This is a genomic window from Mucilaginibacter sp. UYCu711, from assembly GCF_050433825.1.
GTDB lineage: Bacteria > Bacteroidota > Bacteroidia > Sphingobacteriales > Sphingobacteriaceae > Mucilaginibacter.
Map to the genome: position 1 here is coordinate 568,977 of NZ_JBNPWM010000002.1, position 22,205 is coordinate 591,181.

Genomic DNA, 22,205 nt, shown 5'->3' on the forward strand with positions numbered 1-22,205 from the left:
GCAATTAATCATCAATCCCCATAAATAAATTGTTTAACGACTCTGAATACAGCGGATGAGCAAACACACAATACCGGATCCGGTCATACGTAATGCCACCCTCCATCGCCATTTGCAGTACCGACATGATCTCGCCGCCTTCCTGCCCCAAAATTGCCGCGCCTAATATCTTTTTGGTTTTACGGTCTACAACCGCTTTCATAAAACCGCGGGTATCGCCGGTTTCAACCGCACGGGCAACGCGTGCCATAGGCAGCTTGGCAATTATGACATCAAGGCCCTGCTCTTTGGCTTCGTGCTCGCTTATACCTACACGGCCCAATTGCGGATCGGTAAACATACAATAGGGTACGGGGCGATCCTTGGTATTATAGTTTGTTTTTTCTATTAGGTTGCGGTACACAATGGTATAATCGTTATAGGATATATGCGTAAATGCCGGCCCGCCTTTTACATCACCTAAAGCGTAAATGCCTTTAACGTTGGTTTCCAGCTTGTCATTTACTTTGATGTACCCTTTATCATCAACCTCAACGCCTGTTTTATCTAAACCCAAAGCATCTGTATTTGGCCTGCGGCCAACAGCAATCAGTACATGGCTAAATTTAGCGCTTTTTTGTTGACTGGCATTTTTTATAGTAGCCGTAATTTTGCCTTTTTTGCCCTGCTTAAATTTAATGGCCTGCGAGCCTGTTTGCACATCAATGTTCTCCAGCTCCAGGATCTTTTGCACTTCCTTTGAAATATCCTCATCCTCGCGCGATACCAGCCCTGCCGATTTCTCCAATATCGTAACCTTGCTGCCAAACCTGCGGAACATCTGACCAAACTCCAGGCCTATATAATTGCCGCCCAGCACCAATAAGCTATCCGGCACTTTATCCAATTCTAAAATTGACGTGGATGTAAGGTAGCTTATATCAGCCAACCCCTTAATATCAGGGATAAAGGTTTTTGTACCGACGTTTAAGAAGATCCAGTCGGCTTTTAAAAGTTGGGTGCCTCCCTCATTTAGGGTAATAGTGATGGTTTTAAGGTCAGTAAAAACGGCTTCGCCAAATATCAAATCAAGGTTTGGGGTTTCTTGCGCGTTTTTGGTACTGCCATTGCGGGCGCGGATCACAATATCATCCTTGCGCTTTTTTATCAGCGCCATATCCACCTTATAGCTTTTAACTTTAATACCAAGCGGGCCGCTATTGGCAGCCATATACGCAGCTTTTGCCGATGCCACCCAGGTTTTTGTAGGTGTGCAGCCATCGTTTACACAAGTGCCGCCTACCCAGCGCTTCTCTATCAACGCTACCTTTTTACCGGCTTTAGCCAATTTTTTAGCTAAGGGTAAGCCAGCCTGCCCGGCCCCTATTACTATTGCATCATATTGTTTTGGCTTCATGATAATGGCGTGTGGATGTGTTAATAAAGATAAGCTTATACTTAATAGGTTTATAATGATAAAATGCAGTTTTTGTTTGAATATCAACCATCAAAATGCCCCGTTAAAACATCTGAAAATATTTTTTTAAAAGAATATTTTTAATTTATCATTAAACGTATATCTTTGCAATCCCAAAATAAGGGAAAGCATTCCCTAAAATGGCCCGTTCGTCTAGGGGTTAGGACGTTAGATTTTCATTCTAGAAACAGGGGTTCGATTCCCCTACGGGCTACTTGAGGGGAAAGGTTGTAAAAAGACAACTTTTCCCCTCTTTTTTTTCCTTGTAAATTGCTGTTTATCAGCAAGATAAGAGAAAGAGGTTCACTCAAATAAGCGGTTCGATGTTGGGTTCCGTCAAAACAGAGATTTTTGGGGTACATCGAACCAATTATTTTTCTTTTTTCTTCAACTGCCTGATTTTTATAGTGTTGTAGAATATTTGAATATCTTTCTATTACTACGTCTAATAGTAACTCAATTGATTTTAGTTCGTTTGATTTAGCTGGAAGATCCGCCAGCCTGCTTTCCAGCATCCTTAACTCATCATTACATTCGGCTTTTATAGCTTTAAAATCATCAGCATCAATCTCTTCTTTTAATAGCCTTTTTCTGGCCTTAGATAAATTCAATTCCTGCTCTTCAATTTTAGTTGAAATAACTTTTCGCTCATCCAAATCATCCCTGCTGGTTGACCTGCATTCATCCATAACCACCATTTTAAACAGTTCACCAACACCAGAGGCCAAATTAAACTTGATCAATTCATCCTCAAAATATTGATTTACCGTTTCTGCCTTGAACCTGCATTTACAAGTAGTGCCGGTACAGTGATAATAATAGTAGCGTTCATGTCGGCCTTTAGATGCGCTGCCTGTCAGCATTCGATTACAATCCGGGCATTCTAAAAAGCCCCGGAGGGGCAGCATATCCTTTGATACGATCTTGGTCGCTATCGGGCGTTTATTGCCGTTTAGCATATTCTGGACTTCATAAAAAAGCGTCTGCGATATCAGGGCTTCATGTTGAGCCTTGACAAATTGCATTTCTTCATTCTCAAAGGGGGGCACTACGATGATACCGGCATACATCGGGTTACGAATGAGTTTCCAAAAATTATTGCGTTCACATTTAAGGCCTCTCTGACAGGCAATTTTGCGGACCTGTTCTGCAACGAGAATACCCTTAGACAATTCCTCAAATACCCATTTCATTAAGGCTGCTTCAGGATGTTTTGGGGCGATATACTTCCTGCCATCAGGATATACCAGATTTTGATACCCTTTAGGTGCAGCACCCATCCAGCGGCCTTCTTTCCTCGCTCTCCGCATTCCTCCGGAGGTATTTAACGCGCGTCGCCCATTTTCAGCTTCAGGGATTGAGAGATAAACCGCGAGCATTACCGTGCTCTCAGGTATGCCGAAGTCAATCGGCTGATCAATGGCCATCGCCTGAACATTGATCGTTCTTAAAATGCCGATCATCTGGTAGGCAAATTCAATGTTCCTGCTGAACCTGTCCCATTTGATGAAAAGGATGTTTTCTCTGTCTTTCTTTTTCCGGTTTTTAACTACGGTCAACAGTTTATTCCATTCCGGCCTTTTGAAGTTTTTGGCGGAGTAATCTTCCCGGAATATGCCCTTTACCTCAATGTTGTTAAATTCACAGTGTCGTAGTAAACGGTCTTCCTGTTCAGGCAGGGAGTAGCCTTTTCGTTTTTGCTCATCCGTACTTACACGGACGTATAAATAAGCAGAAGTCATAATAGTAAGAATTTGATAAAGAGAGCATTACAATACGACCGCGTTATGTGTCATTAAAGTATTGATTAACAGTCAATTTAGCCAAAATATACAAGAAATCCAAAATAATCTTCGCTTCTTTTTCATCTGCAACTATTCCATTTTTGACAAGCACTTTTACTGCTTGTTCGGGAGTAATATTTCTTTTATTGGGTAGGATCGTCTTCATTATCAAGCCTGTAAGGCTGCAATAATGCCGTGTTTTTTAAGGTTAAATTGACAAGTGTTTCGGTACTACAGATAAAAAAATATTAGCGTTACACATGGAGATTTTTAAAGATAATGTATAATCATTTACTAAGGCAATAGTAACCAATCTAAAAAGTCGCTGAAGTGGCAATCTGTATCCCAGATATCTTTATTGACTAAGAACCGTACTTTTTCATATCTGCAAAAAATAGCCACTTCTTTCCTTGTAAGTCCAGACGATACCATATTGTCCAGTTGTATCTTAGACTTCAGCGGATCTGCAAGATTTTTAGCAATGTCCGTCACAAATTTTGTATTTGATAATAGGTTTTCTTCGGTAATGTCGGCAATGGAATTGTAAGGAAAAACCACCAGGCAGTACTTACTGCCCTCTTCCTGCTGTTTAATTGCAGCCTCAACCTGTTTTGGAGTCATGCCGACATCCGCACCTTTAGTGGCTTTTAATTCAAGATAGATCTTTTTTCTGCCCGTATTAATCTCAAATAAGAGGGCTTCACGTTTTTCATCTAATACGTCATGCTCAACAATAATATCGAAGTCTCTGCCGACATGCACTCTTTCGATGTAAATACCCTGGTCTTTATATTCTTTATCCAACAGCAACTTATGGAATAGCGCTTCAAAGAGCTTTCCAATATTTTGGTTGTTATTGATAAACTCTTGTTCTGCCAGCCTGTTTTTGTAAAATTCCCTTACTTCAGGGCTTTTAATCAATTCGACAGCAAGCTTAGGTTCAATGTCCGAATGTAGTATGGATATAATGGCTGTTTCCCATTCATTCTGTTTCTCTTCGCTGTCATACTTGATTTTTTTAATAATATCTGTAACTGAAATCTTAAGCACACCCAAAAAACGGATTACATTGGGATTCAATAGATTATCAAGCATGTTCAACTCTTTGATGTAAGGACTTAAATTCTGCACATCGGGACGTTCAGTAACGCGTCCGGTACCCATAGCAATCCAGGCATTAGAAAACAACCTACACAACCATAAGCTTGGGTGAATAGCGATTTTAATTTCAGAATCCGATTCCAGTTGGATCGCTTCCTTCCATGACTGGTCAAAGTGTATAAGATGCTTCAGTAAAAACTCTATAAGGAATCTTGTCTTTTTTTTAGAATCTTTTACCCGTTTTAAAACAGAATTGTCATCCCCTGATTCAAACCATACTAATTTTGAAACGCGATAATGAGTTTGGGTTATTTCATAAGGCTCATCACTATTAAGTTTGGTTTGACTCTCCTGAGTCATGATCATATTTATTTCTTCCCTCTTAAATGCTTGATCTTCGACTATCAAAGGAGATTTATAAACGAGATCTTTACTATGCAAAAAATCAATTCTTTCCTCTCCCAGCAATTGATCGTAAATGTTAGAAAGCAGAAACTTGCCGGATATAAGATTTACATAACTAAATAACTCCTGTGGCCAATATTTCGGTGGAACCAATGCTTTTTCACTTTCAGAAAGAAGTTTTACCTCTATTTTGGGTTGGTCATCATTTGAATTAGAAAATATAAAAGGAATCGAAAGCAAACTAACTTTGTCGTTTACAAAACACCATTCAGTCATTTGTATTAAGGGGTTTTTCGAGGCATCGGGTAACATCCCAAATTCCACCTTTTTTTCAGTAACGCGTGTAATGACCTTTTGCGTAAACTCCATTAGATCAACAGCGGTAAGTTGATTAGCAATGCTTGTTATTTGCTCATGGACTAACTGTTTTTTGATTTGAAGATCAATCAATTCTCCGATTAATTTTAAATCTTCATTTTTTATTTTGTCAATAAAAAGATTGTTAGGGTCAAGTTTTACCAGGTCCAATTTTTGGTTTGGAACGCAATTATATTCTTTCAGCAACTGAACTTCATCATTTTTGATAAGCCCAGCGTAAAACCGGTCTAACCAATTATACATAACATCGCTATCACTATTAAAATAAAGGGTACCTAACGAAGCTGCTGACGAAAGTCCTGCTATATGAGAGAGTAGTTTGCTGGTAGTGAAGTCAAATTTCAATACTTCTTTAAAATCAGGGCTAATGGTGCCCCACGTTTTTCTATATTTTTTCCAGTATGGCCATGTGCTTTTGCCTGGAAGCAGATCCGGGATTATTTCACTTAGTAAATCATAATATACGTTACTGATATTTGATTCATCCTCTTTGCCGGTCGATGGAAGATAGAGTTCGTTTAACGATTTGTTAAGTGTTATTTTTGTTTCTATTGATACAGGTTCAACTTTAACATCAAAAAGATCTTTAAGCGTTTTAGCATAAAGCTTTGCCAAAAACTCTTCATCTATCCAATCAGCTGGAACCGGTTTTCTAAAATTGAATAAATGGTGGAGATTTTTAACACCATTCTCAGCTAAAACCGAAACCAATTTTTTTATGGCCTCAACGGCTTTAGTAAGTTGTAACCGATTGGAATGCGCTTCCACGCCTTCGTTTTCCTCCTCATTATTATCTTCTTCATCTACAGCGTTTAGATAAATTCCCGTGCGTTCCCTTAGGGGGTGAAAGTTTTTACTATTAATGATCAATGGAATGCCGATATTTTCAGATCCAAATAAGGGGAAGTCCAAAAAAATCCTTGGTACGGTTTTATCAAGGCGGTTGATCTCTTTGGTTTCAGGATTGTATTCGACTCCAAGATGTAAATCTGCATCCAACTTATATATTAAACTGGTGTTTTGTACCGGAGTTTCATTGATTAAGAAACTTACTTGGCTGATATTTCCGTCAAATAGAACGGTACGCTCCGATGCCGCGATCTTCCATGATTTCTCGTTTTCAAGCACCTCGATACTATCAATGTTATCATTGAATGCCAGCACTTTTGCGGCTATGATTTTTAACTCGGCAATCCCGTCCTCGGCAATTTTTTTCGTCTTTTCATTTAAGTGGTAAGTGAAAAATGTCTGATACTGACCCAAATCTTTGATAACATTTCTCTTAAGATCGTCTTTAAAAGCAGTATAAGAATCATCAAGTGCTATTTTCAGAATTTTAACATCTTTTGATGACCTGTCGAGCCTGAAATTGATATATCTGCCATCTTCTATTTTGCCTTCTATATCAATGACTTTTGAAAGCAAATGCGTGGTCATGAAGCCGGTGCCAAACTTTCCTGTTTTCCCCTCTAACTGATCCTTCGTAGAACCGTGAAATATGATATGAATAAGCTCTTGTATTTTGAATGGCCGCCCGTCATGACTGAATTTTAAAATACTACCCTTGAGTTCAAGTCTGATCTTTATGCTTTGATTTTCTAAGGCGGAGTCTTTAGCATTTTGTAGCAGCTCCCAAAACCATCGCCTTTGATGATTTTTGGGGTTGTTGTCTAATTCCTTAAGGTGGTCTCTTATTGTTTTGGCATTGTTCTCGACAAGCGTAATATCTTTTAGAAGGTCCGTTTCTTCGATCATGGTTTAAGTTTTCACCTGCAAGATATTGTTTTCTGTTCGATAATGTTTTTACCCCGTTAGAATTTTAAACAAAAAGAATGAATTTTTGATAACGCTACCCAGTATCACTGAATGAGTAAATAAATGAATAGAAAGTATAAATTATGTTGTGTTTCTGTGGTGAATATGAAAAGGATTTGTGCTGTAGATTATTTTGGTTGCCTATCGAAGCTTAAAATGAGGAAATGGAGATAGCAGTTTAGACCTGCTGAAAATAAGAGAGAATTGTGTATTGATCACAAGAGGGTCCTGTATTGCCTGACTTATAATAAAAATTCCCAGAGCGCTCGCCGCCTGGGAATTTTAACCTAAACCTTATCACAAAAGTGGGCGGGTTGCCCACGATTTTAATGGGCGTAACATACAAAAAAAATATGATATCATTAATAATTACCAGCGATGCGTATTACGATCTTTAGATCGCATGAAGTCCCGGAACATTCGTTCCTGGAAGCGTTTGTCCGCTTCTTTTTTTGATCGCTGATTATAACCCCATATAAAGAGCGCCCAAATGCCGAAACCCACCCCATAAAGCGGAAAGGGGTTTGTCGCGACCAATGCACCCCAAAATGCAAAGGTTGAAATGAAGCAGGAAATGATAAAATATAATATTGTTTTCATGATGTTTGTTACTTAAATATACTAATAATTTTAGTATAATCAAAGTTTTTATTCAGTTAATTTCATAGATCCGATTGTGTTTACGTGCCTCCTGTACGTACTCCCGGATTCTGTCAATAATGTCTGACTCGGGTATGCCAACCATCCAAATTATAGGATTTTCGGCATCTGTGCTTTTCAATGTAATATTCATCAAGCCCAAAATCTGAAGGACAAAAGATTGGGTAATGACGTAATCTTTTATACGATATGTTTCCAGCATATCCGTTCTTTTAAAGAATATACCCCGGCTGACCCTGACGACTTCCGGGGTGATGAGGTAAATGCTTTTCCGGATATACAGCAAGCGGTACCAGCCCGCAGCCAGTGTCCCGATGCTGAAAAAAACAAACAAGGGGGAAAGGTACCAGGCAAGCAGTAAAAAGATGAGGGCTAAAAAGATAATTGGCATAATCTTGAGAACGGCAAAGCTCATTGCCGGTTTTAGTAAAATTTCATTGTTTTCCATGGTGTTTTAATTGATCTAAAAAGGTGTCAAACTGGCGAGGCTTATGTGTGCGGACCCCGGAGCGGATACCGAAGGCTTTCTCAAAAACATGCAGCGAGATACTATCCGCTGCAAATTCATGATGGCTGTTTTCGGTTTCTATGCGAATATTGGGGGTATTCAGGAACAGCCGGATATGGCGTCCAGCCAATCCGGCAGCTACCTTAATGTCGGCTAATCTTCCTAAAAGGTCGTTACCGAATACAAGTGTAAATTTTTTTTTCAGCCAGGCGGAGCGCATCCATTGTAATTGGCTGTCGTGGGGGAGGTTGCCGACGGCAACAAATGTTAGGGTGTCAATCCGGGAATAGCGGTGGCGGTTCAATGTTAAATAGGCGATTGCCTCCATTGCGCTATAGGTAATGACTACCTCATGGGTGAGGTCATTACCTGCTATCCATAAATTTGAAGTAGCGGGAACCCGGTGAAATTCATTATAGAAGCATTCCATTTCGTTTCCATAATGGAACACGAGGTCGGTTACCTGAAAAAAAGCCTGGAGTTCTTCGGAAACTCCAAGCTCATTTAAAATTGGATTCATTACCGCGAAACACGGCTTTTACTATCAAATCGGATGTGATCGTTGGTCACCACAGGCCGCTCATCTTCCATATCAGCTACGGCGTTGTAATATCCCGGACTTAAAGAACCGGCTTCCTTCGCGTCATGGTTCTCACCGAAGAGTGCATTCAGCCCTTTATAAACCATATAAGAAAGCCCGCCGTCAATGACGATAGAAGCGATCAGGGCCAGCTTGTTGGACCGGATGCCATTCAGGTCCGTGCCGGAATAATTGAATTTAGACCTGTCGGCCAGTTCGACCTCCTTGCCTTTGCGGTACTTTTCTTTCTGGGCAAGGGTGAGGAATTCATTATTTACCATATCAGGTGCCATGATCTTTTCGGTGTCGGAAACGATAAACTCGCGGGTTTCCGAATCATATTCTACCAGGATCTCCTTTTTGTTGCCTTTATTATCCGTCGTTGTTTTCAAGAAGTTCTCGACCTCTCCTTTTTCCAGTTGCTGCGCTTCGTTATCATCCAAAAAATCAGGTGTGTCCGGTTTTCTATAGATAGGGTGGATCAACAGATCTATTTTACCCTGGTCGTTTTGCCGGAGGGATACTTTAGCATCAATGGCCTTGATCTGTATGCCTTCTGCTTCCAGGTTTTCCAAGTGCATCAAACCCGTCCTGCGTCCTGAAAGCAGGGCTTTCAGGTCATTCACGTTCAATAAAAGCTGGCCGCCTGCTGCCAGTCCGATGGTCTCCAATTCCCGGAAAGGGAGATCATTTTCTTTAAAGCTGATCAGGTTCATATTATCTTCCTATGCTATGTGAAACTTCGTCTTCCTGCACCATGAGCTGTTGCTCCGCAGGATTATTTTTTGCCTGTACCAACGATTTGAAAAGGCCGTCGGTGGGGCTGACCTTGGTTTTACCGCCTTCCATATCTTCTACCGTGAAGGTCTTGCCTTTTTTATCCAGCACTTTGTACACGTTATTATTATAAGCGATCTCGTCGCCCTTTTTTAGGGTTTGGTTCTGTGGCCGTTCCTCCTTCAGTGCTATTTTCTGCCCGATATCCAACACATAATCAAATATTTTCTGGGCATCCGCAGAAGCACGGAAAAGTTCAAAAGGCTCATCTTTCAGGATCTTTATCCAGTTATTTACATAAGCCGCGTGCTGTCCGAAATTGTGGCCGATCTTCAGTTCGCTTCCCAGCATCAGGGAAGCAATTTCCGCACGCAACTCCTCGCGAGCGTAGGCTTCAGAACCGAAACGGCCTTCCATCGGACGGTCCAGCCGTGTTTGATGGCCTGTCCAGTGGCCGATCTCGTGAAGGGCTACCGCGTAGTATTTGGTTTCATTTTCGAACTGCTCTTTCAGCGGTAAGCGGATCTGATCACTGGCTTTATTATAGTACGCTTCGTTTCCCCCATGAATAATATCCGCTTTGCTGTCGCTGATCAATTGTTCAGCCCGTTCAATCGGGTTCCAGGTCTGCTCACCCTGTTTTTCTTTCAGGTACTCTGCCAGTGGCGGGATTCCTTTGATCTGTTCCGCGTTAAATACCCAGGCATTGGTAATGACAGGCTTTTCATATTGTGTGGTACGGGTTTGTGTTTTACCCTGCTCATCCAGTATCTTGTTACCATCCACATCACGCATCGCCTCGATGTTTGTTCTTTTGACAAAATTGATGAGGGTAGCTTTAGCGCCTTTTTCCACTTCATAGCCTGCATAGCCGGCTTGTTTGAGTGTCATCCACCGGGGATCGGTATGGCCTTGCATGGAAAGCCATAAAGAATTCATGCCCCGGTAGTTTTTGTTGGTCGTTGGATTGACCGGAATGGTAAAGGCAGGGGCATCACTGTCTGTCCATGGTTTCTGGAATGGTGATGTTTCTGCCTGTAGTTCCGCGATCAGTTTGTTTGCAATCTGTTCGTGCAGTGGCTTGAAGTTTTTACTCATGATTTCTGTTAGTTAAATTTTGATAGAAAAAGTCCATCGGGTCGATGTACTGTTGTTTAATGCGGATGCTGAAATGCAGGTGTTCACCCGTGACCCTGCCCGTTCCACCCGTAATGCCGATAGGTTGTCCGGCTTGTATGGATTCACCGGGGGTGACGAACAGCCGACTCAGGTGGCCGTAAACCGCGGTCACCTCCTGGTGGTTTAAAGTAATGCTGACCCCAAGCAAGTTATCATAGCTTGCGTTGCTGACCACGCCGTCCATAATGGCATAAACCGTATCTGATCTTGCCCGGAAATCGATGCCGTTATGAAAAGTATAGTTTCCGGTCAGGGGGTGCCTGCGATAGCCAAATGAGGAGGTGATATACAGATTTTTAAGGGGCAGGCAGATCATGCAGAAGCTGATCAGCATTTTCATCTGGAATAGGATTTTTGAAGTGCTATGGCCTGGCCCGGCTTCACCGGTTCCAATGCCGTGTTGCTTATGCGTTGATTCTGCTGTACAATTTCCAGTGCTTGCCATTCCGCTTTGCCAGTCCCCCTATCCTGGAGCATCGTGATTTTATACAGGTCTTTATAGTCGTCACCGCGTATTTCCGAACCATTATCCAGGAGTTCAGCAAGGATGTCTTCTTTACCTTTCAGGCGAAGCAGTGCGTCGGGATGGTAAATGGCTTCCTGCCCATTGTCAAAGGCCACATAGATCTCTTTATCATGCAGGCTTTCATAATTTACCAGCGCGATCTTCCCCTGTCCTTGTGCAGGATCGTTCTTTAGATCAGGGCTGACCATAACCAGCGTGCCGTTTAAACTTTCATTTTTCATTTTATTTGGTTTTTGCTTTTGGTGAATTGGATGGCAGCGAACGGAATTGGAGCACCAAATCCTGTACTTCCTGGCTGATCTTATTGAAGTTCTGCCTTAGTCTTTCATCCCGCTGCCCGTTAAAATCGTAGAAAGCGGGTAGCGGCCGGTAATTCTTTTCCTCCCCCGAGATCGCTGCCATATCCAGGTTGATCCTGCAGTTGACAGCGGATGTTTCAAATTGCCCTGTAAATTTCTCCTGCGCATCTGCGGCGATAACGCCGACCATTTCGCCCGCGTTGAGAGAGGCTATTTTGCCCGCAGGAATGAGCACCTCCAGTTTTTCGTTAAGAGATGTAGAGGTTTTATTACGGTCGATGGAAAGTCCCTCGCCGATCTGCTTGGATTTACCCAGGATGCGTTCGAGCCACTCCAGGGTTTCTTTGTTGCGCACAGAGCCGGACAGCACGTTACCGATAACAGAAGTAATGGTTGCAGCGGTATCCTTTCCGTATTGCTGGTTGAACTGCGGCAATTCCTGTAACCCCATAGTACCGCTACCTTATTACTCCTGGCTGTAGCGATCAGGTTTTCCACTTTGTGTACAAACAAGGTGGGCACCTCGTCAATAATGAGCGCTGAAGGCAGGTTGCCTTTGGTGTTGATCAGTTTCGTCAGCCGGTTGATCACAATAGAATAGCAGGCCGAATTTATATTCTGCGTATTGGGGTCATTCGCCAAGACGAGTATGCCGGGTGTGTTTTTATCCGATATCTTCAGGTTAAAATCGTCACCGGAAAACACCCAAAAAGTTTCTTTGGTGGATAGGCGGCTGATAAAGATCTTCAGCGTTCCCACCTGTCCTTCGAGCTGGTCAAAAGCTTTGGCCTGGTAGGCGCTCATGAAGGGAGAGAGCAGGGAACGCAGTTCCTGCTCGGATACCAGCACATTAAATATTTCCTCGTAAGTACAGTTAAGCAAAGCGAGTACATGGGGCAGGCTGGAATATTTGCCGTTGGCATATTTGCTGAGAAAGTAAATGCAGGAAGCCAGGAAGTTGATAGCCGACTGAGTAAAAAATTGATCGCTTCCGCCGGAACGGTCACCTTTTTTCAGCGCTTCTACCAGTCCTTCCGCTGTTTCTGCCGCGTCTGCCAACGAGCGTATATAATCTGCCCGCCAGGGGTTGATGCGCCGGCTGTTTTCAGGGTCGTTCAGGTTGAGCACATGAAAAGCATAACCTTTCATTTTACCTTCCTGCTTCGCTTTCAGATAGTGGTAGTAAGCGATCTGTCCTAAGTCAGGGAACTTGAAATCATAGAGGCAAACAGCGAACTCCTTGGCGATCAGCTGCCTGATAAAAGGGTTAACGACGGAAAAGCTTTTACCAGATCCTGGGGTACCTATTACAATAGTACCACGAAACACATTACAGATATTGATCCATCCCTGCCGCACTTTGCGTTCATGATAAAAAAGCATAGGGATATTGACCGAATAAGGGGTTTCCACCTTTTTAACGGGTTGCATAAAGCTTTCCGCTTCGGTATTCCACTTATCCTTCCCGAGCCCGGACTTAATCATTTTAGAGATATTGTCCATAGACAGGCTGACCAGCATGGCTCCGATGAAAGAGCAAATCATGTAGATCAAATCATACCATCTCGTGTGTGCGCACGCGATGGGTGAAGCCCTGCCCTGGCAGGCGATGCTTCCAAAAAACAACAGCAAACCGAACACTAAGGGGTAAATGATGTGTTTTTGAGGATCGAGATCTGTTTCCTTTTTTGACAGGGTTCCTACACTTACCAGGCAGATCAATGTAAATGTGGCCAGCTTGCTGTAGATGAGCTTGCTGTAAATCACGATATGCGCGAGCTTGTCCAGCGGGGTAAAAAAAACGCCCCAGAACGGGGCGTTGTGATAGACAAAGATTGCGGCTTCTAAGAGGATAGAAATATAAATGCCGCATTGCAGGAAGCCATGCAGCTTCTGCTGTTCTCGTGTTTCTTCCATAAGTTGATTGATTTTTTTAATGGAATGGAAGGAGCGTTAACCAATCCATCCATCAATGTTAAATTACAAGAGATAAAAAGGCCGACCTCGTAAGTTCACCGTCCGAAACCGTTTGCCGGGTAATCCCGCTGCCCGAAAGCCGGTAAGCGTAGCGGTCGCAGGTTTTCCGAATGATCGAGTGTCTCTTCCGGTTCCGCTTCCTGCTGCTTTTCAGCGATCTTCCGGCTGATCTCCTGTTCCAGATTTGCCAGTTCAATTTTTAAGGCTACCAGCTTTGCTTCCTGCTCAAACGGCTTTTGGGTCAGTTCACGAATAACCGGTATTTCCTTTTCCAGCGCTGTCAATTTATCCCGGTATTTGATCATCAGGGAACTGACATTATCGATAGCGTTCAAAAAGTATCTGGCGGCAGTTTTAGGATTATCGGTATTCGGGATGCCATTATTACGCATATACTTAATACCAGTAGCATCGCTTTCCGCATACAGGCTGCTCACATACTCATATTTACTACCCTGTTCGGTTTGAACCCAAGCCAATTGCCGGTTTACATAAAGGCTAAACCCATACAATTCGCCGAATTTATAAGTTGAATCATCCGCGGTTCCAGGTTTCCAATTTTTGTAGAAGTCAATAACCTTTTTGCCTATGGCTACCGGGTCAGCTTCTGTTTTATCCGGCATTATTACGGGATTCAGCTTATTCCCTTTTGCATCCTGCCGCAGTACTTTAAGATAGGCTGCTTCATCGGATATAAGCTTTTCAAGCGTAGAAGCGGTTTGAGCTTTTTTTTGCTCCGTGTCTTCCAATAAGTAACGGCTCCGCGCCACATCTTTAAAATGGGAGGATTTATTACCCTCTAATTCAGCTACCTTCTTTTCCACTTTTGTTTTTTCCAGCAGGGAGGTATCACCGGAAAGGATAGCGATATATTCAGAGAAATTCATGCCGCTCTGTTCATCCATGGTGCCTTCATCCAAAGTGCGGACACTCAGCTCACTTTTCTTCATTTGACTGATAAACGTCTGTTTGTTCTTTAACAGATTGAACTTGTAGTTGTCCAGCGACTGCTCTACCGCATAGATATAGTTCCTGACTTTGTTGCCAAAAAACATTTTTGCCAACCAGTTACCCTGCCTTGCGCCGCGGCCATCCCGTTGTTCCAGTTCGGATGGTTTCCAGGGGATATCCAGGTGGTGCATAGCCACTACGCGCTGTTGCACATTCAGGCCCGTACCGGCTTTTTCGGTACTTCCAATAAGTACACGGATCGATCCGGCATTCATTTTACGGAACAGTTCAGGCTTTTGCCTGTCCGTCCAGTTATGGATAAAAGTGATCTCCGCGGCGGGGATGTCAAAGTCGTTTACCAGCTTATCCTTCAGCGCGTCATAGATGTTAAAGCTATCAGGTTTGGGTGTCCCGATATCACTGAATATGATCTGCGTACCCTTATGTTCGGTACTTTGGCGGTATTCCATGGCCACGTTACTGGCGCAGATACTAACCTTGTTACCGGGATGGTCGCCATAGCGGCTATCACTGATCAGCCGCATATCCACTGCCATTTTTTTTGCGTAGTTGGTGGCGATCAGCATCCGTCCAAGGTCTTCAGTCGCGGTCAGCGGCTGCCTGCCGATCAGCGTGGCATCCCCGGTTTTAGCAAACTTCATCAGCCGCCGGGTAAAGTCCTGTTGTTCCGGCGTTGGCGGGATATTGACCAGCACCTCATCAATGACCGGTTTATCCAGGCTGATATGAACTGCCGTTTTATAATCGGTTATCTCGTTATAAAACCGGGCCAGTTCAGGCACTTTAATAAAGTAGCGGAAGCGTTCTTTTGCCCGGATCTCATTGGTTACGCTGAACTCAAAATCAACCGTTTTACGCGCATACACTGCCGCCCAGGCATCAAAGTTGCTGATCTGCTGCCGTTCCATTTCATGAGGGCGCAGGTACTTAAAGATCAGGTACATCTCCGTGAGGCTATTGGAGATCGGCGTACCGGAAAGAAAGGTCACGCAGAGGTCGGCGTTGAACTTCTCCTGCAATGTCCTTATTGCAAAAAGCATGTTCAAGGCTTTCTGACTGCCCGCCATATTCCCCAGCCCGGCCACGCGGTTATGCCTTGTGGTAAAGGTGAGGTTCTTGAATTTGTGGGACTCATCAATAAACAGGTGATCCACTTCCATTTCCTGAAAATTAATCCCGGTATCCTTACGGTTATCTATCGCGTAGAGCACAGCGTTGAGTTGTACGTTCAGATTATTCTTACGGATCTCCAGGCCTTTGAGCATGGACTTGTTAATAGCTACCCCCAATGTGCCCAGCGTCTGGAGGTCACGGGTCACATTGTCCAGTTCCGTTTGAAATATCTCCCGCTGTATTTCGGGCGACTGCGGGATCATGCCAAACTGGTCATGCGTCAGGATAACACAATCCCAGTTATTATTTTTGATCTCATGAAACAGCCGCTGGCGGCGGGCTGGCAGGTAATCATTTTCACCCGGTGCCAAAATCCTCGCATTGGGATAGGCTAAACGGAATGTATCCCTGATGGCGCTGACGTTCGCTTTTAAAGCGAGGATCATCGGTTTATGAACGATCCCCAGCCGTTTCATTTCAACGGCTGCCACGATCATGGTCAACGTTTTACCCAAGCCTACTTCATGGTCAACCAATGCGCCCCGGTTCTGAATGATGCGCCAGGCGGCATCCTTTTGCGAGCTGTAAAGATCCGGTATATCCAGTCCTTTGAGGTCAAGCCCCGGGAATTTCAGGTGGCTCCCGTCGTATTCGCGAAGTACATAGCAGTTAAAAGTGTCATTGTATAACTTTTCTATCCGCTGCTTATCTTCCGGGGGAAGTTCGCGCAACCATTCCGTGTAACGGTCACGGATACTTTCGATCTTCCGGTGCGCCGACTGTATAGCTTCGGTATCAGGGTAACGTTTGACCTTGCCGTCGATCTCAACCGGGTAAGTAATATGCGGTGAGGTGTTTTCCAGCGCATGTTCCAATAAGGTACGGCCGGTCAGCTTATCACTTTGTTTCGGAACCACCGCGAATTCTTCATCTGTAGTGGTATTGCCTTTTCCGTAGGTGACTTTAAAAGTATCTATCGATGGGAAATAGTTGATCTCCGTATCCTGCTTAAACAGTTCAGTTGCGAAACGCTCATAATAACTGACCGGTAGCCAGCGCTCACCAAGATTGAAATCCAGCAGTTCAAACGGGATCTTATCCGGCTGTACCCTGCGGATAGCCGTCAAACTCCGTAACAGCTGAAAGTTCTCTGGCTCATCTTTTACCGCCTGCTCCGCGACCTGCAATTTGGCAACCACATTCCCCGATAAATAATTATCGGTTGTTTCCCAGGAGTTACGCTCAGGATTAAAAAGGATCTGCTTTTCCAACTGATAAATGACATCCGCTTCGGATAAGCCTGTTATTTCGGTGATCAGATCTAAATCGACCCTGCCCAGATCATTTAAGCAACGGGCCAGGGCATCCGCCGGATCGGTTGTTTTGAAAGCAGCTTCCTGTGGAAATACCGGGCCGTAAAAGATATCCGAGCGTAAGAATTTGTCGTTCTCCTTTAACTCCAGTGAAGCAATTATCTTAAAGCCAAAAGCAGCATCCGAAAGGATACGGGAACGGTTAAAGGCCCTGTTCAGCTCACCGTTCTTTTCGATAAAGGTGTCATAGTGCTGGTTAAGGGCTTTACGCAGTTCCGGGTACTGAACTTTATTTTCCGCTTCCAAAACTGAAAGTTGCAGATAGGTGTCCCGCAACAAAATATAATTTCGGTAAAAAGTCGGGTTATCCTGAACATCCAGCGGCTTAAATTCTGCTTCGCCATTATTGGGTTCCGCGATCAACCCGGCACGGCCTTCAAAAAGCACCAATGTGCCTTTTTCATAAAAGGGCTTCAGATCAGTGAAGGCCTTGGGACGGTCAGGTGAGATCTTAAATGAAGGTTCCAGGCTGGTATCGCCCTCATAGCGAAAATCGTACGCAAAATATTTAAGCTTGGCGGCCAGTACATCTAATTCATTACCTAAGGATTGCCCGGTGAGCCATTTTGCAGATACGGAGATCTCCGCTACGTTACTGTATAATTTATAAAGGTAGCGGTTACTGGCTTTTGCTCGGGCGGTAAGCATAATGATGCTGTCGTGCGCCGGTTTGGCTGTTGTTCTTATGGTGCTGATCAAACGGGCTGTACTGCCGTCTATGGTGAACCTGTCGTTATCGTCCAGATAAGACTGGGCCTTGTTGTTATTCGCTACAGGAGGCGCATCAAACAAACCCAACTGTCCTACCGCGTTACTTTCTGTTACTTCAGGCACAGGTAAAAAAGTAAACTTACGACCCGCTGATTGCTGCCGGCCGAAGCTAATGGCCTGCCATTTGGCATGATCGAAGTTCTCGTGAAAGGCCCGGTAAACCTGCAATTGCAGTTCCCTGGCAATATCAGCCATATCGCCGTTGTGCCAGATGGTCAGGTTAGCCTGCCCGTAAGCATTGGTATCTTCAATGACCTCATCGCCCAAGACGAGTTCGGGATGGTTCAGCAGGTAAGCGTTGATATGATACTTGCCTTTGCTGCCGCTCTGCTCGACGGTACCGATCAGCTGGCTTTCCGCTTCGGTCAATGTTTGCTTGGTATCATTTTTCTGTACGATGATGAGATGCGTACCGACTTCCACGTTGGCATTTTCTTTCATCAGGTTAGCGGGCAATACGGATACACTGACCAGGTCCGCCGAAGTGAACAGGTATTTACGGGCTGTATCATTGGAGGGGCTGTTTAAAAATCCATCGGTAACCAGGTAAGCCAGTATCCCGCCATCTGCCAGCTTATCCAGTCCCTTGGCAAAAAAGTAGTTATGAATCCGGGATGAGATCCCGCTGCTGTTAAATGCAGGGTCATGTACGGAAAAATTACCAAAGGGAATATTACTGATCACCAGGTCGGATTGCCCTTTTTCATTCGGGGCGGTTTCTTCCAGCCCTTTCACCTGAACTGTGATCTTATTGCTGATGGCCTGGCCCAGTACGGTCAATATCTTACCGGTGAGAATATCCTTTTCTACCGCGTTTACGGCTTCGAGGTTCGGAAACGCCTTGACGGCCCCGGTAACAAAAACACCCGCCCCTGCACTGGTTTCATAAAGCCTGCGCGGAAAAACACTGTTCTCGGTCAGCGCCTTATAAATCGCAGCCGGGATAAATTCCGGTGTGTAAAAGGCTGTATTAACACTATTGATCAGCGAATCGAAAGCGCGTTTATAATCCTTTTCCGAAAGCTTTTCCCTAAGCAGCTCATGGAGTTGCATCACCTGTGGCCAAAGTTTAAGATCAGCCTGTGATATATCAAATTGCTGCCAGTCGTCGTCGCGGCCTGCCGGAAACAATACGGCTTTAATACCGCCGAATCCGGTGTAATTCTTTAATGCGGCTATTTCATCTGCGGACAATTGTTGCCCGATATCATTCAGGGCGATGCTGATGGCGGAGATATTACCGGCCAGTTTTTTACTGCTGTTAAATGCCATTTCATACCTCCTCTAAATAATTCGCTATTGTCCCTATTACCTCATATTTGAGGAACCTGTCGTCCTCGTCCAACCCTTTCAGCAAGGGTGCGCATAACTCGATGATATTGGTGAGTTCGTAATGCAGTATGCCGTGATTGATAAAGCGCAGGTAGGCCGCGAGGAATTCTTCCTCCAGAATCAGCCTTACGTAGTCATAGGCTATCAGGTATGTCATAAGCAATCAGTTAGGTAGGGTATCCGCATCCAGGATATCCTGGTAAGAGATTTTCAGGGCCATTACGCGCCCCGATATTTGCTTTTCGCTCATTTCCGCCAGCAGTACCTTGTTCCCGGGAAAACTCATCTTTTTAAATACGAAGATGTTCCGGTAGGTTTTGGTAAAAGCAGGAATATCAAACAGGATATACTCCGGTTGAAGTTCGACTGTTTGTGCGTTGGCGGCTTTGGTGACTTTTTTATCATCAATTTTAAACCGCATATTTGAAATATCATATTTCAGGTTGGTCTTATTGCGGTAACTGATATCGAGAAAGAGGTAGTCGCCCATCGTATAGATATGGTTCAATTTACCTTCTATTCCGAATGCCTTAACATTTTCCATGCGCTTGTCCGGCTTGCGGGCAATCAGGTTTAAAGCCATCGCTTTGAGCTGATTCTGTGAAAAGCCGATCCCGGCAATATCCAGCGGGCGCGTGTCGGCAGGTGCAATGTTTATTTCTGTAGGGGTATTACCGTTACCCGGTACCAGGCGATATTGCGCAATAAATTTTTCACCGGCGATGGTCAGAACAGCGTCCTCAAATTTTGATGACGAATCTTTCAAACGAATGCGAAACACATTTTTAAGAGGCAGGTCGCCAGTCAGTTGCTTGCTGGAAATATCCACGTACTGGATGGGCTCCGGCGATACGAAATGAATGGTCAGGTTTGCAGGCAGGTACACCACCGGCAGATCTTGCTGCGCATAAACGGCGGGGGCGATCAGCATCCCCAGGTAGATTAATAACTTTTTCATGAAGAGAATTTTGATTTTAAGAAAATGAGTGATATGCAGCCTTAATAGGATTTCTGCGTGTTTTGCAAGGCATCGCTGTCAATCAGGTAGATGAAAGAATTGTATTTCATTTTTGCCTTGTTTTTGCGGATGAGCCCTGCAATGGCGGAAGAAGTAGATTGAAATATTTTATCTACGGAACTCATGATAAACTGGCTGCCGGTGGAGTTACCATCAATGGTGACGCCCTGAACCGCGTTACTGCCGAGGTCCCTGGTAAATTCACGGAACGCGGAAGAAGGGACATACAAGCCCGGCATCCCGTCCAGGTCATAGATATCCAGTTTAACAGGCAGTATTTTCCCCTCAGATAAAATGGTATTGATGGAGAGGGTCACCCGCTGCTCTGAAAAGCCGCTGATCTGCGCAAAAATATAAGTGCCTTTTTTGATGAGGTTATTACCCGCCATGATATCTTCCAGTAGTTTCAGCCGTAACCGGGAACCGGCGTATCCTGTCACATTCTCATCTATTACGGCCGTGATGAATTTATCCTCACCCGGTGGTTTGATCGTGTTGAAGTCAGCAGAAGAGGCATCCGCTTTAACCACTTTAAGCTTCAACTCGTTAGCTCTTTGCAAAGCGGCTTTATCAGTTGCCTGTTTTTTAAGCAGCTCTGCTTTATAGACTGGATCGTTCTGTTTGTTGATACTATCCATATAAGCCATCTGCTGTTTGAAAACTTCCATAGGGTCTTTTTCTTTCTGCCCGGATGGCACCGCTCTTTGTTTCTGTTGGCGTACCAATGCAGGTAGGGTACGCGCTATTGCCCGGTCATGGCTTTCAGGCTGGGGCAGATTATATTTTGCCTTCATCGCCCGGTCGATAGAATCAAGGGTTTGTTTTTCCTTACTGCTGTACCGATCCTGGAAAGAAGCATTGCTGGATACTTCCTTGGGAATGACGTTAACGGCAGAATAGCCGTTGGCCTCTTTGTAGGTGTTACGGTACGCATCCAATTTACCGGCCAGGTTTTTTTTACGCACATCTGCAGATACATTCCCTACGTTTCCGTTTAAGCCGGCTTCCTGCTTGATTTCGGGCTTAGGTTTGGAGAATCCGCTGTGCCAGGCATAAAAGAAAAGGCACAAAAAAGGCAAAGCGAGTGCCGGCAGCACATATTTGGGCTGTTTAAAATTGATTTTCATGATGATTTATTAAGGGTGTAATGAATCTGTTGCAGGCTGTCGAGCGCGCTGTCGAGCAGCAATGTATCCGCTTTTGACAACTGCTTTTTGGCGGTTAAGCTATCGACAAGGCGCTTCAGCCTAATGGTTTCCCGCAGTTTTCCGGTTGCCCGCATAATCTGTTCAAAACCGTCTGTTGCCGGGTTGCTGTGAGGTTTTACCGTAACGGTTACCACCTTATCGGATAGACGAAAAACGGTAAAGGAAAGCGCAATGGATATGAGCAACGCGACGATCATTCCTCCCAAAAACAAGCGGGGGTAGTTAGTGGTGGCTGACCGGAAACATCCGGCTCCTTTCGTAAAGTAAGGCTGAAATTCTTTTTTGATCTCACTGAACAGCGTATCCCTTGGATCGCGATTAGAATGTATTTTTCTCCACATCTTCGAGGTCTTTATTTTCTAATGTCTTCCATCCGGTGATCAGTACACCGTGCGGGTTATTGTCGCTCCGCGGAATATCTTTTAGATAACCTTCGGTAATCAGCGAGCGCACCACCGTCGAACTTCGGCGGTCGATCTTCAGTTTACCATAGTACCTGAAATATCGTTTGGGGATATCAAGTGCTATGGAATCTGTTTCGAGGGTCAGTACCGAGCTTGAAGAAAGAATGGAATTGAAAAAACCTTTTTCTTTCAGGTCATTATATTGCTGCATCCCCGTTTCATCAATCAGGTACATTGCCTTTTTCATTTGATATTCCATGTAATTATCATCCGGTGTAAGGGAAAAGAAAAGGGAGTGAAAAAGGTCAACATGGGCGCGGTATTCTGCGGGGCGGTTGAGTTGCATATCGGTTTGCCGGGCCAGGATGGGGACGTTATTATCCAACAGATAAATACTCTTCTGCGCATTGGATACCATGCGGTACGCACATACGCAATTGATAGTTACTATACCCAACGATGTCAGGAGGCTGCCAACAGCTACAATGGTCGCGAGCCGGATTTTGGCTTCTATGTTTTTTATAATCATTTTGATGTGAATAAAAAAGCCGCTATGAATGGTAGCGGCC

18 protein-coding genes, 1 tRNA gene and 1 pseudogene are annotated in these 22,205 nt (G+C 44.2%); 1 reads left to right on the forward strand and 19 read right to left on the reverse strand.

The annotated features are described in order from the left end of the window. Positions 1–4: 4 nt before the first annotated feature. On the reverse strand, positions 5–1,396 hold the full coding sequence (locus tag ABIB50_RS06565) for a mercuric reductase (RefSeq protein ID WP_429378277.1): 1,392 nt from the start codon (positions 1,394–1,396) through the stop codon (positions 5–7). A gap of 202 nt (positions 1,397–1,598) precedes the next feature. Between ABIB50_RS06565 and ABIB50_RS06570 the strand changes: the two genes are divergently transcribed. Beyond that, a tRNA-Glu gene (locus ABIB50_RS06570) sits at positions 1,599–1,670 on the forward strand. Here ABIB50_RS06570 and ABIB50_RS06575 read toward each other — a convergent pair. The 18 genes and pseudogenes from ABIB50_RS06575 to traK form a co-directional block, all read right to left on the reverse strand. Further along, positions 1,633–3,198, reverse strand: coding sequence for a recombinase family protein (locus ABIB50_RS06575; RefSeq protein ID WP_429378468.1), 1,566 nt, complete (start codon positions 3,196–3,198; stop codon positions 1,633–1,635). The genes ABIB50_RS06570 and ABIB50_RS06575 overlap by 38 nt on opposite strands. 43 nt (positions 3,199–3,241) lie before the next feature. Next, on the reverse strand, positions 3,242–3,406 hold the full coding sequence (locus ABIB50_RS06580) for a hypothetical protein (RefSeq protein ID WP_429378279.1): 165 nt from the start codon (positions 3,404–3,406) through the stop codon (positions 3,242–3,244). 128 nt (positions 3,407–3,534) lie between these two features. Next, the gene (locus tag ABIB50_RS06585) at positions 3,535–6,879 is read right to left on the reverse strand and encodes an ATP-binding protein (RefSeq protein WP_429378280.1); all 3,345 of its coding nucleotides are present in this window, start codon (positions 6,877–6,879) and stop codon (positions 3,535–3,537) included. 429 nt (positions 6,880–7,308) lie between these two features. Further along, a complete protein-coding gene (locus ABIB50_RS06590; protein WP_429378282.1) occupies positions 7,309–7,539 on the reverse strand; it encodes a hypothetical protein in 231 nt (76 codons plus the stop codon). A 52-nt stretch (positions 7,540–7,591) separates the two neighbouring features. After that, positions 7,592–8,047 (reverse strand): PH domain-containing protein, encoded by a 456-nt coding sequence (locus ABIB50_RS06595; protein WP_429378284.1) that lies wholly within the window; start codon positions 8,045–8,047, stop codon positions 7,592–7,594. Next, complete coding sequence (locus tag ABIB50_RS06600; RefSeq protein WP_429378285.1) at positions 8,034–8,627, reverse strand: hypothetical protein; 594 nt, start codon at positions 8,625–8,627, stop codon at positions 8,034–8,036. The genes ABIB50_RS06595 and ABIB50_RS06600 overlap by 14 nt, the downstream gene beginning before the upstream one ends. Then, positions 8,627–9,403 (reverse strand): DUF4099 domain-containing protein, encoded by a 777-nt coding sequence (locus ABIB50_RS06605; RefSeq protein WP_429378287.1) that lies wholly within the window; start codon positions 9,401–9,403, stop codon positions 8,627–8,629. The genes ABIB50_RS06600 and ABIB50_RS06605 overlap by 1 nt, the downstream gene beginning before the upstream one ends. Before the next feature lies 1 nt (position 9,404). Then, positions 9,405–10,562 carry an ArdC family protein gene (locus ABIB50_RS06610; RefSeq protein ID WP_429378288.1) on the reverse strand — a complete coding sequence of 386 codons (1,158 nt, stop codon included), beginning with the start codon at positions 10,560–10,562 and terminating at the stop codon, positions 9,405–9,407. Further along, positions 10,555–10,983, reverse strand: a complete 429-nt coding sequence (locus ABIB50_RS06615) for a M23 family metallopeptidase (RefSeq protein WP_429378289.1) — start codon at positions 10,981–10,983, stop codon at positions 10,555–10,557. Before ABIB50_RS06615 ends, ABIB50_RS06610 begins: the two co-directional genes overlap by 8 nt. After that, the gene (locus tag ABIB50_RS06620; RefSeq protein ID WP_429378290.1) at positions 10,980–11,390 is read right to left on the reverse strand and encodes a hypothetical protein; all 411 of its coding nucleotides are present in this window, start codon (positions 11,388–11,390) and stop codon (positions 10,980–10,982) included. Before ABIB50_RS06620 ends, ABIB50_RS06615 begins: the two co-directional genes overlap by 4 nt. A gap of 1 nt (position 11,391) precedes the next feature. Further along, positions 11,392–11,658 (reverse strand): hypothetical protein, encoded by a 267-nt coding sequence (locus tag ABIB50_RS06625; protein WP_429378473.1) that lies wholly within the window; start codon positions 11,656–11,658, stop codon positions 11,392–11,394. A gap of 23 nt (positions 11,659–11,681) precedes the next feature. Then, positions 11,682–13,385, reverse strand: a pseudogene (locus ABIB50_RS06630) (type IV secretion system DNA-binding domain-containing protein); the annotation flags it as partial. 95 nt (positions 13,386–13,480) lie between these two features. Then, on the reverse strand, positions 13,481–18,946 hold the full coding sequence (locus ABIB50_RS06635; RefSeq protein ID WP_429378291.1) for a helicase-related protein: 5,466 nt from the start codon (positions 18,944–18,946) through the stop codon (positions 13,481–13,483). 1 nt (position 18,947) lies between these two features. Continuing rightward, positions 18,948–19,163 (reverse strand): hypothetical protein, encoded by a 216-nt coding sequence (locus tag ABIB50_RS06640; protein WP_429378293.1) that lies wholly within the window; start codon positions 19,161–19,163, stop codon positions 18,948–18,950. A 6-nt stretch (positions 19,164–19,169) separates the two neighbouring features. Continuing rightward, a complete protein-coding gene (locus ABIB50_RS06645; RefSeq protein ID WP_429378295.1) occupies positions 19,170–19,964 on the reverse strand; it encodes a DUF4138 domain-containing protein in 795 nt (264 codons plus the stop codon). Positions 19,965–20,005: 41 nt separating this feature from the next. After that, on the reverse strand, positions 20,006–21,151 hold the full coding sequence (locus ABIB50_RS06650) for a conjugative transposon protein TraM (protein ID WP_429378296.1): 1,146 nt from the start codon (positions 21,149–21,151) through the stop codon (positions 20,006–20,008). Then, positions 21,148–21,573 carry a hypothetical protein gene (locus ABIB50_RS06655; RefSeq protein ID WP_429378297.1) on the reverse strand — a complete coding sequence of 142 codons (426 nt, stop codon included), beginning with the start codon at positions 21,571–21,573 and terminating at the stop codon, positions 21,148–21,150. Before ABIB50_RS06655 ends, ABIB50_RS06650 begins: the two co-directional genes overlap by 4 nt. Next, positions 21,551–22,165: a conjugative transposon protein TraK gene (gene traK / locus ABIB50_RS06660; protein WP_429378299.1), complete on the reverse strand. Its 615-nt coding sequence runs from the start codon at positions 22,163–22,165 to the stop codon at positions 21,551–21,553. The genes ABIB50_RS06655 and traK overlap by 23 nt, the downstream gene beginning before the upstream one ends. Positions 22,166–22,205: the final 40 nt, after the last annotated feature.

What these genes read in the sequence shown, in the direction of transcription:
- ABIB50_RS06615 (WP_429378289.1), bottom strand. Translation starts at nt 10,983, where the DNA reads ATGAAAATGCTGATCAGCTTCTGCATGATCTGCCTGCCCCTTAAAAAT.
- ABIB50_RS06620 (WP_429378290.1), bottom strand. Translation starts at nt 11,390, where the DNA reads ATGAAAAATGAAAGTTTAAACGGCACGCTGGTTATGGTCAGCCCTGAT.
- ABIB50_RS06645 (WP_429378295.1), bottom strand. Translation starts at nt 19,964, where the DNA reads ATGAAAAAGTTATTAATCTACCTGGGGATGCTGATCGCCCCCGCCGTT.
- ABIB50_RS06590 (WP_429378282.1), bottom strand. Translation starts at nt 7,539, where the DNA reads ATGAAAACAATATTATATTTTATCATTTCCTGCTTCATTTCAACCTTT.
- ABIB50_RS06575 (WP_429378468.1), bottom strand. Translation starts at nt 3,198, where the DNA reads ATGACTTCTGCTTATTTATACGTCCGTGTAAGTACGGATGAGCAAAAA.
- ABIB50_RS06580 (WP_429378279.1), bottom strand. Translation starts at nt 3,406, where the DNA reads ATGAAGACGATCCTACCCAATAAAAGAAATATTACTCCCGAACAAGCA.
- ABIB50_RS06640 (WP_429378293.1), bottom strand. Translation starts at nt 19,163, where the DNA reads ATGACATACCTGATAGCCTATGACTACGTAAGGCTGATTCTGGAGGAA.
- ABIB50_RS06595 (WP_429378284.1), bottom strand. Translation starts at nt 8,047, where the DNA reads ATGGAAAACAATGAAATTTTACTAAAACCGGCAATGAGCTTTGCCGTT.
- ABIB50_RS06585 (WP_429378280.1), bottom strand. Translation starts at nt 6,879, where the DNA reads ATGATCGAAGAAACGGACCTTCTAAAAGATATTACGCTTGTCGAGAAC.
- ABIB50_RS06650 (WP_429378296.1), bottom strand. Translation starts at nt 21,151, where the DNA reads ATGAAAATCAATTTTAAACAGCCCAAATATGTGCTGCCGGCACTCGCT.
- ABIB50_RS06565 (WP_429378277.1), bottom strand. Translation starts at nt 1,396, where the DNA reads ATGAAGCCAAAACAATATGATGCAATAGTAATAGGGGCCGGGCAGGCT.
- traK (WP_429378299.1), bottom strand. Translation starts at nt 22,165, where the DNA reads ATGATTATAAAAAACATAGAAGCCAAAATCCGGCTCGCGACCATTGTA.
- ABIB50_RS06635 (WP_429378291.1), bottom strand. Translation starts at nt 18,946, where the DNA reads ATGGCATTTAACAGCAGTAAAAAACTGGCCGGTAATATCTCCGCCATC.
- ABIB50_RS06600 (WP_429378285.1), bottom strand. Translation starts at nt 8,627, where the DNA reads ATGAATCCAATTTTAAATGAGCTTGGAGTTTCCGAAGAACTCCAGGCT.
- ABIB50_RS06610 (WP_429378288.1), bottom strand. Translation starts at nt 10,562, where the DNA reads ATGAGTAAAAACTTCAAGCCACTGCACGAACAGATTGCAAACAAACTG.
- ABIB50_RS06605 (WP_429378287.1), bottom strand. Translation starts at nt 9,403, where the DNA reads ATGAACCTGATCAGCTTTAAAGAAAATGATCTCCCTTTCCGGGAATTG.
- ABIB50_RS06625 (WP_429378473.1), bottom strand. Translation starts at nt 11,658, where the DNA reads ATGGTCGGCGTTATCGCCGCAGATGCGCAGGAGAAATTTACAGGGCAA.
- ABIB50_RS06655 (WP_429378297.1), bottom strand. Translation starts at nt 21,573, where the DNA reads ATGTGGAGAAAAATACATTCTAATCGCGATCCAAGGGATACGCTGTTC.